Origin of the sequence: Pseudomonas sp. PvP089 (genome assembly GCF_017875165.1) — a bacterium.
Classification (GTDB): domain Bacteria; phylum Pseudomonadota; class Gammaproteobacteria; order Pseudomonadales; family Pseudomonadaceae; genus Aquipseudomonas; species Aquipseudomonas fortuita.
Genome location: NZ_JAGGME010000001.1, coordinates 5,130,921 through 5,146,858, shown reverse-complemented (window position 1 = coordinate 5,146,858; position 15,938 = coordinate 5,130,921). Strand labels below are relative to the sequence as shown.

Below are 15,938 nucleotides of genomic sequence, written 5' to 3'. Positions count from 1 at the left end.
TGGCTATTGGCTCCGACTCGAACGTTTTCAGAATGGTTCAGAAAAAAGTGCGCTAAACGAGGAATTATTTCTGACTGATTGGTCAGTGAGGGATGGTGTGAACTTTCGCGGGCTGGAGCGGTATTCCGGGCCTTGGCGAGGCCCGGAACGTTGGGGCAGGTGGTTATTGTTCGCTGTCGTCGCCGTGGGTGCTCAGGCTATGCAGGTGCTGTCGCGAGAGGGACAGAAAACGTGGCGTAGAGCCGATATCTTCGTACAGCGGGTCGCCTTCTTCATCGGTGGCAATGACCTGGCGACCCTGCACGTAGGGGAAGCTTGCTTCAAGCTCTTCAAGGGCGGCCGCCACCAGTTCGCCAAGCAGTTCTTCGGCGGTGCGCTTGGGGTACATGTCGATCAGCGCGGCCAGGCGCGCCTCGGACTCCAGGTCCAGATGCAACACATGGCCCGTGGGGCTGAGCGTACCGGCGGCATTTTGTTCCCAGTGCTGGGCGAGTTCACGGATTTTCATGATGACCTCTGTTGACGCCTTTACAGGCTGCATTGCATGGGAGTGCTGTGCTTTCACTTTAGTTTGCTTTGGCTGATCTCGGCTTGCCATTGCCGCTCGGCTGGGGGCACTCTTCGGTAGAGCTGTATACAGGAGTGCGCCAGTGCCGCGCCAAAGAGAGGGCCAATGACCGATATCGATGTGCGTTTGCGTGAAGATGTCCATGTGTTGGGTGAGCTGCTCGGCGAAACCATTCGCCAGCAGCATGGCGATGCGTTCTTGCAGAAAATCGAGGACATTCGCCACAGCGCCAAGGCCGACCGCCGTGGCCCTGGCGAGCAACTGACCTCTACCCTGGCCGACCTTGCCGAAGACGATCTGCTGCCGGTGGCCAGGGCTTTCAACCAGTTCCTCAACCTGGCCAATATGGCCGAACAGTACCAGTTGATCCGCCGCCGCGACGCCGATCAAGCCGAACCTTTCGAGGCGCGGGTGTTACCCGAGCTGCTGGCGCGCCTTAAGCAGGCCGGCCACAGCAACGATGCCCTGGCCCGGCAACTGGCCAAGCTCGACATCCAACTGGTGCTCACCGCGCACCCCACCGAGGTGGCGCGCCGCACCTTGATCCAGAAGTACGACGCCATCGCCGGCCAGCTCGCTGCCCAGGACCACCGCGACCTGACCCCGGACGAACGCCAGCAGGTACGTGAACGCCTGCGCCGGCTGATTGCCGAGGCCTGGCACACCGAAGAAATCCGCCGCACCCGGCCTACCCCGGTAGACGAAGCCAAGTGGGGCTTCGCGGTAATCGAACATTCGCTGTGGCACGCTATCCCCAGCCACCTGCGCAAAGTCGACAAAGCCCTGCTGGAAGCCACCGGCCTGCGCCTGCCGCTGGAAGCCGCGCCGATCCGCTTTGCCTCGTGGATGGGCGGTGACCGTGATGGCAACCCCAATGTGACCGCCGCTGTCACCCGGGAAGTGCTGTTGCTGGCGCGCTGGATGGCTGCTGACCTGTTCCTGCGCGACATCGATGCACTGGCCGCCGAGTTGTCCATGCAGCAGGCCAGCGACGCCTTGCGCGAACGGGTAGGGGACAGTCCCGAACCCTACCGCGCCGTGCTCAAGCAATTGCGCGACCGCCTGCGGGCGACGCGTGCCTGGGCACATTCGGCGTTAACCGGCAGCCAACCGGCCAGCGCTGAAGTACTGGTGGATAACCGCGACCTGATTGCGCCGCTGGAACTCTGCTACCAGTCGCTGCACGCGTGTGGCATGGGCGTTATCGCCGAAGGCCCGTTGCTCGACTGCCTGCGCCGCGCCGTCACCTTCGGGCTTTTCCTCGGCCGCCTGGACGTGCGCCAGGACGCTGCCCGCCACCGTGATGCGCTGACCGAAATCACCGACTACCTGGGCCTGGGGCGCTATGCCGACTGGGATGAAGATCGCCGCATCGAATTCCTTCAGGCCGAGCTTAAAAACCGCCGGCCGCTGTTGCCCGCGCACTTCAAGCCACAGGCAGATACCGCCGAGGTGCTGGCAACCTGCCGTGAAGTTGCCGCCGCGCCAGCGGCCTCGCTGGGCTCCTATGTCATTTCCATGGCCGGTGCTGCTTCGGATGTGCTGGCGGTGCAGCTCCTGCTCAAGGAAGCCGGCCTGACCCGCCCCATGCGTGTGGTACCGCTCTTCGAAACCTTGGCCGACCTGGACAATGCCGGCCCGGTAATGCAGCGCCTGCTCGGCCTGCCGGGTTACCGGGCCGGGCTGCGCGGCCCGCAGGAAGTGATGATCGGCTACTCCGACTCGGCCAAGGATGCCGGCACCACGGCGGCGGCCTGGGCGCAGTACCGGGCCCAGGAAAACCTGGTGCGCATCTGCGCCGAACACCAGGTCGAACTGCTGCTGTTCCACGGCCGGGGCGGAACAGTAGGGCGCGGCGGTGGCCCGGCCCACGCAGCGATCCTGTCGCAGCCACCGGGTTCGGTGGCGGGGCGGTTCCGCACCACCGAGCAGGGCGAAATGATCCGCTTCAAGTTCGGTTTGCCGGGCATCGCCGAGCAAAACCTGAACCTGTACCTGGCCGCTGTGCTCGAAGCCACGCTGTTGCCACCACCGCCCCCGCAGCCGGCCTGGCGCGAGGTGATGGACCAGCTGGCTGCCGATGGCGTCAAGGCTTACCGCAGCGTAGTGCGCGACAACCCCGATTTCGTCGAGTATTTCCGCCAGTCGACGCCAGAACAGGAACTGGGGCGCCTGCCGCTGGGCAGCCGCCCGGCCAAGCGCCGCGCCGGGGGGATCGAGAGCCTGCGGGCCATCCCGTGGATATTTGGCTGGACCCAGACCCGGTTGATGCTGCCGGCCTGGCTGGGCTGGGAAACCGCGCTGAGCAACGCCTTGGCCCGTGGCCAGGGTGAGTTGCTGGCGCAGATGCGCGAGCAATGGCCGTTCTTCCGCACCCGCATCGACATGCTGGAAATGGTGCTGGCCAAGGCCGATGCGCAAATTGCCGAGGCCTACGACGAACGTCTGGTGCAACCGCACCTGCTTCCTTTAGGTGCGCACCTGCGCGACCTATTGTCGCAGTCTTGCCAGGTGGTGCTGGGCCTGACCGGGCAGCAGGTGCTACTGGCGCACAGCCCCGAGACGCTGGAATTCATCAGCCTGCGCAACACCTATCTGGACCCGCTGCACCGCCTGCAGGCGGAGTTGCTGGCCCGCTCGCGCGGCCGCGAAGCCGCTCTGGACAGCCCGTTGGAGCAGGCCTTGCTGGTGACCGTAGCGGGTATTGCTGCCGGGCTGCGCAATACCGGCTAAGAGGTTATCCAGGCCTGTCGGGGTTAATGGCATGCAGGCCATGCACGGGTGAGGCGTGGCTGGTTGCGCCTGGCGCAACCACCTGCCCGGTCGGCCACAAGTGGCGCTTTCCTGCAACTTTGGGACGCTTGTATGGCTGCCGGGCGCTGTGTATCTTGAGCAGCCTTCTGACCGTTTTATGGTCATACCCGATTTTCCGGACTTGGCCCTGGTTGCCGAATCCATTGAATTTCATAAAAAAATTTGAGGAGCACGAGATGCGCGTAATTCTGCTGGGAGCTCCCGGGGCCGGTAAAGGTACTCAGGCAAAGTTCATCACCGAAAAGTTCGGTATTCCACAAATCTCCACCGGTGACATGCTGCGTGCCGCCGTCAAGGCAGGTACCCCACTGGGCCTGGAGCTGAAAAAAGTCATGGATGCCGGCCAGCTGGTCTCCGACGAGCTGATCATCAGCCTGGTCAAGGAGCGCATCGCCCAGCCTGATTGCGCCAATGGCTGCCTGTTCGACGGCTTCCCACGCACCATCCCGCAAGCAGAAGCCATGGTCGCGGCGGGTGTCGACATCGACGCCGTGGTCGAAATCGCCGTAGACGACGAAGAAATCGTCGGCCGCATGGCGGGCCGCCGCGTGCACCTGGCCTCGGGCCGCACCTACCACATTCAGTACAATCCGCCGAAAGTGGAAGGCAAGGACGACGTGACGGGCGAAGACCTGATCCAGCGCGACGACGACAAGGAAGAAACCGTTCGTCATCGCCTGTCGGTCTACCACACCCAGACCAAGCCGCTGGTAGAGTTCTACCAAAAGCTGTCGGCCGCCAATGCCGGCAAGCCGAAGTACAGCCACATCGAAGGTGTCGGTTCGGTCGACGCCATCACCGCCAAGGTCCTGGCAGCCCTGAGCTGATCAGCGCCTGACGCCCCCGACAACGGCCCGCTAGCGGGCCGTTGTCGTTCCAGGGCTGCAACCCACGGGGCCTGGCCCGCTCCTACAGGGATTGCGTCAAGGCCATGTTGTACAGGCCACCTGCAAAGGCCGCACAGCGCCCCCCTCGGGACACAACGTCGCCGCTGCTCTATACTGCCGCTCTTTTCATTCGCACCTGGATACCCGTTCGATGACCACCCTGCTGGCCCTGGATACCGCCACCGAAGCCTGTTCCGTCGCGCTGCTGCATGACGGCAAGGTAACCAGCCATTACGAGGTGATCCCACGTCAGCACGCGCAGAAGTTGCTGCCGATGATCAAGCAGTTGCTGGCCGAATCCGGCGTTGCGCTGAATGCACTGGATGCCATCGCCTTCGGCCGAGGCCCGGGTGCATTCACTGGCGTGCGCATTGCCATTGGTGTGGTCCAGGGCCTGGCCTTCGCGCTGGAGCGCCCGGTGCTGCCGGTGTCCAACCTGGCCGCGCTGGCCCAGGGGGCCTTGCGCGAGCAGGGTGTGCAGCAGGTGGCGGCTGCCATCGATGCGCGCATGGACGAAGTGTACTGGGGCTGCTACCAAGCCACGGCAGGCGAAATGCGCCTGGTCGGCCGCGAAGCGGTGTTGCCGCCCGAGCAGGTAGCGCTGCCGGCCGGCAGCAACGGCGAGTGGTTCGGTGCCGGTACCGGCTGGGGCTACGCCGAGCGCCTGGCGGTAAAGGTGGCGGCCAGTAACCCTGGCGCCTTGCCCAGTGCCCTCGACATTCTCAGCCTGGCCACCTTCGCCTGGGCCCGAGGTGAGGCAATTGCTGCCGAACAGGCGCAACCGGTTTATCTGCGCGATAATGTAGCCACGCCCAAGAAGCACTGAGTGCTGTTCGTCGGTTATCGCCGTTCACTCTAAAACCTTTTGCGCGATCTGTGGTCCAGTTATCACTCAAGCATTAGCGACGGATCTCTGATGCTGCTAAATTGCCATCATTGGTCCTGAGTGCTCATGCCATGCGTATCGACGGTTTCTCATCGCAGTCCTACCCGGTCAAGCGCACCCCGCGCAAGGCACCGGCGCGTGACGAGGCCATCGATGATGCCGAGCTGATAGAAGACAGCCAGCCCGCGCCCGTGGAAGCCACCGCCCGCCGACGCAGCGGTGGCCTGCCAGCCCGCCAGCAAGACATGATCTTCCCCCGCGCCCGTGACCGCCGCACCGCCACCGCATTGGCCAGCTACCTGAGCACCGCCGGTTTCACTGACTGGGACATGGAAGTACTGGGGCTCGACCTGTACATTTAGTGGATGAGTCCACCACCACTGCCTTATTTCCTCGGTTGCCCGTCCTGGAGCGAAAACGCCTGGCGTGAGTACCTGTATCCCGCCGACGCCAGCAGCAATGAAATGCTTGGCTTCTACAGCCAGGTGTTCAATGCCGTCGAGGGCAACACCACGTTCTACGCACGCCCCGCCCCCGGCACCATTGCCCGCTGGGCGCAGGTGATGCCCCAGCATTTCCGCTTCACCGCCAAGTTTCCCCGCGACATCAGCCATGAGGGTGACCTGCGTGATCAGCTTGAGCCTGCCTTCGACTTCACGCGGCTGATGGCCCCGCTGGGCCAGCGCGTATCACCGTACTGGCTGCAATTGCCGGCCCAGTTCGGCCCGGCGCGCTTGGGCGAGCTTTGCCACTTCCTCGACCAAATCGGGCTGCCGGTGGCCGTGGAGGTGCGCAACCAGGCCTTTTTCGCCAAGGGTGAAGAAGAACGCCTGCTCAACCGCCTGCTGCACGAACGCGGCGTGGAGCGTATTTGCCTGGACCCGCGTGCGTTGTTCAGCTGCACCTCGCGCGACCCTGCCGTGCTGCACGCGCAATCCAAGAAGCCCAAGGTACCACCGCGCCCGGCGGCCTTCAGCCAGCACCCACAGGTTCGCTTCATCGGCCATCCGCAGCTGGAGGCCAATCACACCTTCCTCAGCCCCTGGGTAGAGAAAGTCGCCGGCTGGATCGAAGAAGGGCGCAGCCCCTACATTTTCCTGCACACCTCGGACAATCGCCTGGCTGCGGCGTTGGCCCAGCATTTCCATCAACGCCTGATGGCACGCTTGCCAGGTCTTGCACCATTGCCGGAATTGCCGCGCGCGCCCGAGGTCGAACAACTGGGCTTACTCTGACCTTTCCCTGACTGCCGGAGGTTGAACCATGGATGTGCAAACCCTGCGAGCCGAAGCCTTCAAGGCTTTACACGAGCGCGAAGGCGCGTTCGTCATCCCCAACCCGTGGGATGCCGGCTCCGCCAAGCTGCTTGCCAGCCTGGGTTTCGAGGCGCTGGCCACCACCAGTGCCGGCCTGGCCTTCAGCCTGGGCCGGCCAGACGCCGAAGGCGCCTTGAGCCTGGACGATACCCTGGACAATGCCGGCGAGATCGTCGATGCCACTGCCTTGCCGGTGGCCGCGGACCTTGAGAACGGCTTCGGTGACATGCCTGAAGATTGTGCCCAGACCATCTTGCGTGCTGCCGAAATCGGCCTGGTAGGTGGCTCCATCGAAGATGCCAGTGGCCGCAGTGATGCGCCCATCTATGACCTCGGGCTGGCCGTGGAGCGCGTGCGCGCCGCCGTGCAGGCTGCGCGTAGCCTGCCGTTCCCGTTCACCTTGTGCGCCCGGGCAGAAAACCTGCTGCACGGCCGCATGGACCTGGACGACACCATCCTGCGCCTGCAAGCCTATGCCGAGGCCGGCGCCGATGTGCTGTATGCGCCGGGGCTGCGCACCGTAGAGGAAGTGCGTGCGGTGGTGCAGGCGGTCGCACCGCGGCCGGTGAATGTGCTGATGGGCATGGCGGGGGTGCCGCTGAGCGTGAACCAGTTGCAGGACTTGGGCGTGCGCCGCATCAGCGTCGGCTCGTCGCTGGCCCGTGCTGCGCTGGGGGCGTTCCACCGTGCCGCGCTGGAAATTCGCAACGAGGGTACGTTCGGCTACGGTGAGCAGGCACTGCCGTTTGCCCAGCTCAACGACCTGTTCCGCCGCTGATGCGGGCAATGCTGGCGCTGCTGGCCAGCCTATTGGTGCTGGCCGGTCTGGCCTGGCACTTCGGCTGGCGCCTGCCTGCCGTGTGGAACCCTTGGGCGCCGCTGGACGTCCGCCAGCCGCCCAACCTGCTGACGCCGTACAAGCTTTCACGCCTGCGCGATGACCCGGCCTTGTGCCGTCAGGCACTGGAAACCAGCCAGCTGCGCTACCGGGCGCAAGCCGACAGCCCGGCTTCGGCCAACTGCCCGTTGCGCAACGTTTGGCGTATCGAGGGCGGCCAGGCACGGCTAAGCAGCAGTTTTCTGGCCAGTTGCCCGCTGGCGGTAGCCTATGCACTGTTCGAAAACCATGGTTTGCAGCCCGTGGCGCAGCGGGTGCTGGGCCAAGCCGTTGCGCAGGTCGATCACTTGGGCAGCTTCGCCTGCCGCAATGTCTATCACCGCAAGCAGGGGCGCCTGAGTCAGCACGCGACCGCCAATGCGCTGGACATCAGCGGTTTTCGCATGCAGGACGGCCAGCGTATCGTCCTGGCGCGTGACCGGCAGGCGGGTGGGCAGAAGGCCGAATTTTTACGGCAGGTGCAGCAGGCGGCTTGCGAGAGCTTCAGCACAGTACTGGGGCCGGCCTACAATGCAGCACACCACAATCACTTTCATCTGGACATGGGCCGCTGGCAGGTGTGCCGCTAACCTCAGGCGTGCGCGCGCACGTTGTTCAGCACCACCGGGCGTGCCCAGTGGATGTCGAATTCCAGGTCATTCTGCTGCCTGGCCAAAGTGGCGTCGTCGAACGGCTCCGGGGCCGGGTCCAGCAGGTTGGTCTCGAACTCGGCAATGGGCAGGAACAACGACCGCGGGGCAGGGCCTGGGCCGGGCTCTGGAATCGGTTGGCCCTGGTTCATCACCACCGGGCGCATCCAGCTGTTGCTGGTGTCGAGCTGGCGCTGTTGTTCGATCAGCTCCATGGCACTGAACGGCTCAGGCGCAGGCGGCAGCAGGTTGGCTTCAAGCTCGGCCTTGGGCAGAAACAGCGGCTCGGGCGGTGCTACCTCGGTGTCGTGCACCGGGCAGGCGCGCTGGGCGTCGATCAGCGCCAGTGCTCGAGCGCCGCCGATGGGTTCGCCGCTGTCCTGGTCGTACTGCACGAACGATTGGCTGACGCTGTCTGCGGGCTCTTCCTGCTGCTCGGCCATGGCCCGGGCAAAGAAATCCTGCCACAGGTGGCTGACGCCCCCGAGTGCCTGGGTGTTGTGCTGACTGTAGTTGCCGACAGGCGACAAATAGGTCAAGCCGATAGGAAGAGTATCTGACATGGCAGTCGCGCGCGTTGTGCTCTGGCAGAATAGCGGGATATTGCCTGTATCGGCCGTGGCTGCTGATTCATTAAGGCTTGGTTTGATTTTTTAGGTGTGGACGATGGAAGAGCAAGGCACGGGTATCAGGGTCGAGGCGATGTCGGCTGAGTATGCGGAGCAGGCCAAGGTGTGGGCTGAACGCCTGAGCCTGCCGCTACAGGACGAGAGCGCCGGCTTCGCCGTGCAGGTGGGCGCCGAGGGTTTGCAGATCCAGCAGCTGGGGCCGCAGGCACCGGGGCCGGTGCGGGTGGACTTTGTCGAGGGCCAGGCCGCCCACCGGCGCCAGTTTGGGGGTGGCAACGGGCAGATGATCGCCAAGGCCGTGGGCATTGCCCAAGGCGTGCGGCCACAAGTGCTGGATGCCACGGCAGGGCTTGGCAAAGATGCGTTTGTGCTGGCCAGCCTGGGCTGCCAGATGACCCTGATCGAACGCCAGCCGCTGATTGCTGCGCTGCTGGAAGATGGCCTGGCGCGGGCGCGTTCGGACGACGAAGTGGGCCCGATTGTCGGGCGCATGCGCCTGCTGACCGGCAATGCCATCGAGCGCATGCACACCTGGGAAGGCGAGGCGCCGCAGGTGATTTACCTCGACCCGATGTTCCCGCACCGCGACAAGAGCGCACTGGTGAAAAAGGAAATGCGCGTGTTCCGGCCTTTGGTGGGCGACGACCTGGATGCCCCAGCGCTACTCGAAGCTGCCCTGGCGTTGGCCAGCCACCGGGTGGTGGTGAAGCGCCCGCGCAAGGCACCGATCATCGACGGGCCCAAGCCCAGCCATAGCCTGGAAGGCAAGTCGAGCCGGTATGACATTTACCCGAAGAAAGCCTTGAAGGCCTGATTTTCCCCCAACTGGCCGGCTAGCGCGGTCATTGTGAGAGCAACTGGCTTGCTTGAATTTTGAAACGTTGCGCGATTACTGTGGGAGCAACTGTCTTGCTCAACTTCTAAAAGCTGGCGCGATCCCTGTGGGAGCGGGCTTGCCCCGCGAACACGGGCGAAGCCCGTGCCATCCACACGGTGTCTTCTTCGCGGGTAAACCTGCTCCCACCCTGATTTGAGCTGCGCTATGTTTTCATGGCTGCGGTAAGTCATCCCGCCACGGCGTGCCCGATCTGAGCATCGCGTTGAGGCGCACGATGAAGATTCTCATGCAGGCCACAATCGCAACCTTGGCAAGTTTCCCCCGCCCACGCAGCGCTTCATATCGGGCTTTGAGCGTTGGATTATGTTTCACCGCCACCAGGCACGCCATGTACAGCGCACGCCTGACCTCAAATCGGCCTCCTGAAATAAAGCGCTTGCCCACGGACTTTCCGCTGTCGTGATTGAAGGGGGCCACACCGACCAAAGAGGCTATTTCCCTGGACTCCACATGCCCCAGTTCCGGCAAGAGCGCTACCAGCTTGGTCGCGGTTACCATCCCGATGCCTTTGACTTCGTCCAATTTGGCAATCCGTTCATCGTTGAGCACTGTGGCCTGCTGCTTGATCGCTTGCTCCACCAACTTTATCTGCGAGGCAAAGTGCTGGAGATTGGTGTTCAGGAAAATGGCGACCATCGCTGACTGAGCCTGCTTCAGGCGCCGCCGGTCGTCATCTCGCTGTTGGACTAGGCGATCACGCTGCTGAAGGAGTTCCCGTAACAGGGCCCTTTCAGGGCTTGTCTTCAGGGTTGGCTTGTCTGGAATGACCTCAGCGAAATGGGCCAGCACTGCGGCGTCGATGGCATCGGTCTTGGCCTTGATACCCAAGGAATCCGCGAACGATCTGGCTCGTGTGGGGTTTACGCGTATGACCTTGTAGCTGGCGTCTTGGAGAAAGCGCATGACATCACGCTCGTAGCCGCCTGTAGCTTCCAGCAAGACGCGCTTGATGCTGAGCCCTCGAAGGCTCTTCACCAGTTCCTCAAAGCCCGCTGGATCATTGCGCACGCTGATCTTGATGCCCTGGGGCCGCACCAGTGCATCAAGGGAAAGACTGGATACATCGATACCCAAGAAGGAAGCCATCACCAAAACCTCCTAGACTTAACAGTGTGAGAGAGCTTTGGCTTGGCCCACGCTTGTGGTTCGAGATTAGGCCCTCATCCAACTGTTCGGGCTCTCGCCAAAGTGGAACGGTGAATGGCAGCTTGTGCTCCCACACGTGCTCAAGGCACCTTCGGCATTCAGCTTGCCATTCACCGCTCTCACTCCTAATTCTAATCCCCTCTCAAGACACAAGCGGGCTTGTCCCGCGAACACCGGCGAAGCCGGTGCCATGCACCGCGTGGCCCCATTCACGGGCCAAGCCCGCTCTCACAATGACCACTGTTCTCTGCCTGGCAGCGCTCAGGGTTTGAACGCCCGCAAAAACACCCCCACCACCTCGCGCACATGCGTCTCGGCTTCGTCCCCCTCCAGCGGCGCCGCGCACCCCAGCAGCAAGCGGTAATCCGGCGCCCCCTTGACCAGGCAAAAGAAGTGCTCGGCCGCATGCAGCGGGTTGTCGATGCGCAACAACCCCCGCTCATCTGCACCCCGCAGCAGCGCTTCCATCGCTGCCAGCACGCGCTTGGGCCCGGCTTCGTAAAAGTATTCGCCAAAGCTTGGGTCCAGGCTGCCTTGGGCCATGATCAGGCGGCTGAGCTTCACCGCCTCATCGCTACTGATCAATGCCTGGAAACCACGGGCAATGGTCAGCAGTACCTCCTCCACCGGCGCCCCTTCGGGGTACTCGAACAACAGGTCGGGCAGCTGTAGCTGACAAGTGGCCATGACCGCCGAGCAGAACAGGGTCTGCTTGTCGGTGAAGTGGCTGTACACGGTGAGTTTTGAAACACCTGCCGCCGCAGCGACCGCATCCATGCTGGTGTTGGCATAACCAAGGCTGAGGAACAGCGACTTTGCCGCTTCGAGAATCGCCTCGCGCTTGGCCAGGTCCTTGGGCCGGCCCGGGCCGATGGGTGCGTCGTTGGACATTGTGGTCTGCATCTGGTTGATCAAGCTCCCATCTTACCGGCTGGAGAGGTAGACAGCAGTGATCGTCGCCATCGTTTAAGTGAATTTCTTATCGATGCTGGCTTCTCGGCAGCAGTTCCGTGACTTAATATACCCGTCAGTACACATATTCGAAGTGCCCTCCGCGAAAGGATTCATCATGTTGCGCCATGCCTTGTCCATCGCCTTGCCCGCCGTTGCCGCGTTGTTACTGACGGCATGCGGTCAGGAAGCCACCCCGCCTGCCGCGCCGCGCCCGGCGCTGGTGGTGCAGCCGCAGCCGGCCGAAGCCGCTGCCGACAGTTACCCTGGTGAAGTGCGTGCGCGCTTCGAGCCGGAGCTGGCCTTCCGCATTGGCGGCAAGGTCAGCAAGCGCCTGGTGGAGGAGGGGCAGCGGGTCAAGGCCGACCAGCCGCTGGCCGAGCTGGACCCGCAGGACGTGCGTCTGCAGCTTGAAGCCAACCGTGCCCAGCTGGCGGGTGCCGAGGCGAACCTGGCGTTGGTGCGCGCCGAGCGTGATCGCTACCAGAAGCTGCTGGAGCGGCAGATGGTCAGCCACTCGCAGTTCGACAATGCTGAAAACCTCTACCGCGCCGGCCTTGCCCGGCTGAAGCAGGCCAAGGCCGAGTTCGATGTGGCGGGTAACCAGGCCGACTATGCCGTACTGCGTGCGCCCCAGGCCGGGGTGGTGGCCAAGCGTCAGGTTGAAGTAGGCCAGGTGGTTGCCGCCGGGCAAACCGTGTTCACCCTGGCCACGGATGGCGAGCGAGAAGTGCTCATCAGCCTGCCGGAGCAGCAGTTCGCCCGCTTTGCCGTGGGGCAATCGGTCAGTGTGGAGCTGTGGTCACATCCGCAAGCGCGCTTCGAGGGGCGTATCCGCGAGCTGTCACCGGCCGCCGACCCACGCTCGCGCACCTTCGCTGCGCGCATTGCCTTCACCTCGGCCGCCACGCCGGCGGAGCTGGGCCAGAGCGCCCGGGTGTTCATCGCGCATGAGGGCGTGATCCCGTTGGCGGTGCCACTGTCAGCGGTGACTGCGGAAAACGGCCAGGCCTATGTGTGGCGGGTCAACAAGGACAGCCGCCTGGAGCGGGCCGTGGTGCGCCTGGGGGCGTATGGCAGCGACAGTGTGCCCGTACTCGAAGGCCTTGCCCCAGAGGACTGGGTGGTCGCCGCCGGTGGCCATGTACTGCGTGAGGGCCAGGAAATCCGCCCTGTGGACCGCAGCAACCGTGTAGTGAACCTGACGGCCAAGGAGTAAGTCCCGATGGGTTTCAACCTTTCTGCCTGGGCGCTGCGCAACCGCCAGATCGTCCTGTTCCTGATGATCCTGCTGGCGGCCATTGGCGCCATGTCCTACACCAAGCTCGGCCAGAGCGAGGATCCGCCATTCACCTTCAAAGCCATGGTCATCCGTACCCTGTGGCCGGGCGCCAGCGCCGAGGAAGTGTCGCGGCAGGTCACCGAGCGTATCGAAAAGAAGCTGATGGAAACCGGCGAGTACGAGAGGATTGTCTCGTTCTCTCGCCCCGGTGAGTCGCAGGTCACCTTCATGGCTCGCGATTCGCTGCATTCCAGGGACATACCTGAATTGTGGTACCAGATCCGCAAGAAGGTCGCGGACATTCGCCACACCCTGCCACCGGAGATCCAGGGCCCGTTCTTCAACGATGAGTTCGGCACCACCTTCGGCAATATCTATGCGCTGACCGGCAAGGGCTTCGATTACGCGGTGCTGAAGGACTACGCCGACCGTATCCAGATCCGGCTGCAGCGGGTCAAGGATGTGGGCAAGGTCGAGCTGGTGGGCCTGCAGGACGAAAAAATCTGGATCGAGCTGTCCAACCTCAAGCTGGCCACCCTTGGCGTACCCCTCGAGGCCGTGCAGCAGGCCCTGCAAGAGCAGAATGCGGTAAGCACCGCCGGCTTCTTCGAGACGCCCAGCGAGCGCCTGCAACTGCGGGTGAGCGGGCGCTTCGACAGTGTCGAGCAGATTCGCCAGTTCCCCATTCGCGTGGGTGACCGCACGTTCCGCATCGGCGATGTGGCCGAAGTGCACCGTGGCTTCAACGACCCACCCGCCCCGCGCATGCGCTTCATGGGCGAAGATGCCATTGGCCTCGCCGTGTCGATGAAGGACGGCGGCGACATCCTGGTCCTGGGCAAAGCCCTGGAAGACGAGTTCGAGCGGGTGGCGCGCACCCTGCCAGCCGGCATGGAGCTGCGCAAGGTCTCGGACCAGCCTGCGGCGGTCAAGGCCGGTGTGGGCGAGTTTGTCCAGGTGCTGGTCGAGGCGCTGGTCATCGTGCTGCTGGTGAGCTTCTTCTCGCTGGGCTTGCGCACCGGCCTGGTGGTGGCGTTGGCCATTCCGCTGGTGCTGGCCATGACCTTCGCTGCCATGCATTACTTCGGCATCGGCTTGCACAAGATTTCCCTTGGGGCCCTGGTGCTGGCGCTGGGCCTGCTGGTGGACGACGCGATCATTGCCGTGGAGATGATGGCGATCAAGATGGAGCAGGGTTATGACCGGCTCAAGGCGGCCAGCTATGCCTGGACTAGCACTGCGTTCCCGATGCTGACCGGTACCCTGATCACTGCGGCAGGCTTTTTACCTATCGCCACTGCGGCCTCCAGTACCGGCGAATACACCCGCTCGATCTTCCAGGTGGTGACCATCGCCCTGTTGACCTCATGGGTGGTGGCCGTGGTGTTCGTGCCCTATCTGGGCGAGCGCCTGCTGCCAGACCTGGCCAAGCTGCATGCTGCGCGCCATGGCAAGGACGGCCACGCGCCCGACCCTTACGCCACGCCGTTCTACCAGCGCGTGCGGCGGGTGGTGGAGTGGTGCGTACGGCGACGCAAGACGGTGATCCTGCTGACCATCGCGGCCTTTGTCGGCAGCATCCTGCTGTTCCGCTTCGTGCCCCAGCAGTTCTTCCCGGCCTCCGGGCGCCCAGAGCTGATGGTTGACCTGAAGCTGGCCGAAGGTGCCTCGCTGGCCAATACTGCCGAGCGGGTCAAGCAATTGGAGGCACTGCTCAAGCAGCAGGACGGCATCGATAACTATGTGGCCTATGTGGGCACCGGTTCGCCACGCTTCTACCTGCCGCTGGACCAGCAACTGCCGGCAGCCAGCTTTGCCCAGTTCGTGGTCCTGGCCAAGTCGATGGAGGACCGCGAGCGCCTGCGCAGCTGGCTGATCAGCACTGTAGACCAGCAGTTCCCTGACCTGCGTGCCCGGGTCACGCGCCTGGAAAACGGCCCACCCGTGGGTTACCCGGTGCAGTTCCGGGTCACCGGCGAGCACATCGAGCAGGCCCGTGCGCTGGCCCGCCAAGTGGCCGACAAGGTGCGCGAGAACCCGCATGTGGTGAACGTGCACCTGGATTGGGAAGAGCCCAGCAAGGCCGTGTTCCTCCAAATCGACCAGGACCGCGCCCGCGCCCTGGGCGTGAGCACCGCGCATCTGGCCAGCTTCCTGCAAAGCTCGTTGACCGGTACCACAGTCAGCCAGTACCGCGAGGACAACGAGCTGATCGAGATCCTGCTGCGCGGCACCCAGCAAGAGCGCGGTGATCTGGGTAACCTCGGCAGCCTGGCACTGCCGACCGACAACGGCCAGAGCGTGGCGCTGTCGCAGGTAGCGACCCTGGAGTACGGCTTCGAGGAGGGCATTATCTGGCACCGCAACCGCCTGCCGACGGTGACCGTGCGCGCCGATATCTACGACAAGGAGCAACCGGCCACGCTGGTGAAACAGATCGAGCCGACCCTGCACGAGATACGCGCCAAGCTGCCGGATGGCTACCTGCTGGAAGTGGGCGGTACGGTTGAAGACTCCGAGCGTGGGCAGAAGTCGGTGAACGCTGGCATGCCGCTGTTCGTGGTGGTGGTGCTGAGCCTGCTGATGATCCAGCTGCGCAGCTTCTCGCGCACGGTCATGGTGTTCCTCACCGCACCGCTGGGGCTGATTGGCGTGACCCTGTTCCTGCTGGTGTTCCGCCAGCCGTTCGGCTTTGTCGCCATGCTGGGCACCATTGCCCTGGCGGGCATGATCATGCGCAACTCGGTGATTCTGGTGGACCAGATCGAGCAAGATATTGCAGCGGGGATGGAGCGCTGGCAGGCGATCATCGAAGCCACGGTGCGGCGCTTCCGGCCAATCGTGCTGACTGCGCTGGCGGCGGTGCTGGCGATGATCCCGTTGTCACGCAGCGTGTTCTACGGGCCGATGGCGGTGGCGATCATGGGGGGGTTGATCGTGGCTACGGCGTTGACGCTGTTGTTCCTGCCGGCGTTGTATGCGGCGTGGTTCAGGGTGAAGAAAACCTGACTGACCTCACCGCCCTGTAGGAGCA

At 63.7% G+C, this 15,938-nt stretch carries 14 protein-coding genes; 10 read left to right on the top strand and 4 right to left on the bottom strand.

Features of this window, described 5'->3' with window-relative positions:
* Window positions 1-163: 163 nt before the first annotated feature.
* Window positions 164-508 (bottom strand): pilin assembly protein, encoded by a 345-nt coding sequence (locus J3A71_RS23480; protein WP_102689602.1) that lies wholly within the window; start codon window positions 506-508, stop codon window positions 164-166.
* 165 nt (window positions 509-673) lie between these two features.
* Here J3A71_RS23480 and ppc point away from each other — a divergent pair, with 165 nt between their 5' ends.
* From ppc to J3A71_RS23445, 7 genes are all read left to right on the top strand, one after another.
* A complete protein-coding gene (gene ppc, locus J3A71_RS23475; RefSeq protein ID WP_016485178.1) occupies window positions 674-3,301 on the top strand; it encodes a phosphoenolpyruvate carboxylase in 2,628 nt (875 codons plus the stop codon).
* A gap of 257 nt (window positions 3,302-3,558) precedes the next feature.
* Window positions 3,559-4,209 carry an adenylate kinase gene (gene adk, locus J3A71_RS23470; protein ID WP_016485179.1) on the top strand — a complete coding sequence of 217 codons (651 nt, stop codon included), beginning with the start codon at window positions 3,559-3,561 and terminating at the stop codon, window positions 4,207-4,209.
* A gap of 211 nt (window positions 4,210-4,420) precedes the next feature.
* Window positions 4,421-5,095: a tRNA (adenosine(37)-N6)-threonylcarbamoyltransferase complex dimerization subunit type 1 TsaB gene (gene tsaB / locus J3A71_RS23465; RefSeq protein ID WP_060517544.1), complete on the top strand. Its 675-nt coding sequence runs from the start codon at window positions 4,421-4,423 to the stop codon at window positions 5,093-5,095.
* 131 nt (window positions 5,096-5,226) lie between these two features.
* On the top strand, window positions 5,227-5,517 hold the full coding sequence (locus tag J3A71_RS23460) for a hypothetical protein (RefSeq protein ID WP_016485181.1): 291 nt from the start codon (window positions 5,227-5,229) through the stop codon (window positions 5,515-5,517).
* A 3-nt stretch (window positions 5,518-5,520) separates the two neighbouring features.
* On the top strand, window positions 5,521-6,390 hold the full coding sequence (locus J3A71_RS23455) for a DUF72 domain-containing protein (protein ID WP_023049120.1): 870 nt from the start codon (window positions 5,521-5,523) through the stop codon (window positions 6,388-6,390).
* A gap of 28 nt (window positions 6,391-6,418) precedes the next feature.
* Window positions 6,419-7,249, top strand: a complete 831-nt coding sequence (locus J3A71_RS23450; RefSeq protein WP_016485183.1) for an isocitrate lyase/phosphoenolpyruvate mutase family protein — start codon at window positions 6,419-6,421, stop codon at window positions 7,247-7,249.
* A complete protein-coding gene (locus J3A71_RS23445) occupies window positions 7,249-7,938 on the top strand; it encodes an extensin family protein (RefSeq protein WP_209953337.1) in 690 nt (229 codons plus the stop codon). The genes J3A71_RS23450 and J3A71_RS23445 overlap by 1 nt, the downstream gene beginning before the upstream one ends.
* A 2-nt stretch (window positions 7,939-7,940) precedes the next feature.
* On the opposite strand, the gene J3A71_RS23440 is transcribed toward J3A71_RS23445, so the two are convergent.
* Window positions 7,941-8,561, bottom strand: a complete 621-nt coding sequence (locus J3A71_RS23440) for a hypothetical protein (protein ID WP_016485185.1) — start codon at window positions 8,559-8,561, stop codon at window positions 7,941-7,943.
* A gap of 103 nt (window positions 8,562-8,664) precedes the next feature.
* Here J3A71_RS23440 and J3A71_RS23435 point away from each other — a divergent pair, with 103 nt between their 5' ends.
* Window positions 8,665-9,441, top strand: coding sequence for a class I SAM-dependent methyltransferase (locus tag J3A71_RS23435; RefSeq protein ID WP_016485186.1), 777 nt, complete (start codon window positions 8,665-8,667; stop codon window positions 9,439-9,441).
* Between the two features lie 234 nt (window positions 9,442-9,675).
* On the opposite strand, the gene J3A71_RS23430 is transcribed toward J3A71_RS23435, so the two are convergent.
* Window positions 9,676-10,611: an IS110 family transposase gene (locus J3A71_RS23430; protein ID WP_016489612.1), complete on the bottom strand. Its 936-nt coding sequence runs from the start codon at window positions 10,609-10,611 to the stop codon at window positions 9,676-9,678.
* Between the two features lie 321 nt (window positions 10,612-10,932).
* Window positions 10,933-11,574 carry a TetR/AcrR family transcriptional regulator gene (locus J3A71_RS23425; RefSeq protein WP_209953335.1) on the bottom strand — a complete coding sequence of 214 codons (642 nt, stop codon included), beginning with the start codon at window positions 11,572-11,574 and terminating at the stop codon, window positions 10,933-10,935.
* Between the two features lie 166 nt (window positions 11,575-11,740).
* On the opposite strand from J3A71_RS23425, the gene J3A71_RS23420 reads away from it, so the two are divergent.
* Together J3A71_RS23420 and J3A71_RS23415 are read left to right on the top strand one after the other, a co-directional pair.
* On the top strand, window positions 11,741-12,841 hold the full coding sequence (locus J3A71_RS23420; RefSeq protein WP_070086572.1) for an efflux RND transporter periplasmic adaptor subunit: 1,101 nt from the start codon (window positions 11,741-11,743) through the stop codon (window positions 12,839-12,841).
* Between the two features lie 6 nt (window positions 12,842-12,847).
* On the top strand, window positions 12,848-15,913 hold the full coding sequence (locus tag J3A71_RS23415; protein ID WP_016485189.1) for an efflux RND transporter permease subunit: 3,066 nt from the start codon (window positions 12,848-12,850) through the stop codon (window positions 15,911-15,913).
* The last annotated feature ends 25 nt before the right edge of the window (window positions 15,914-15,938 follow it).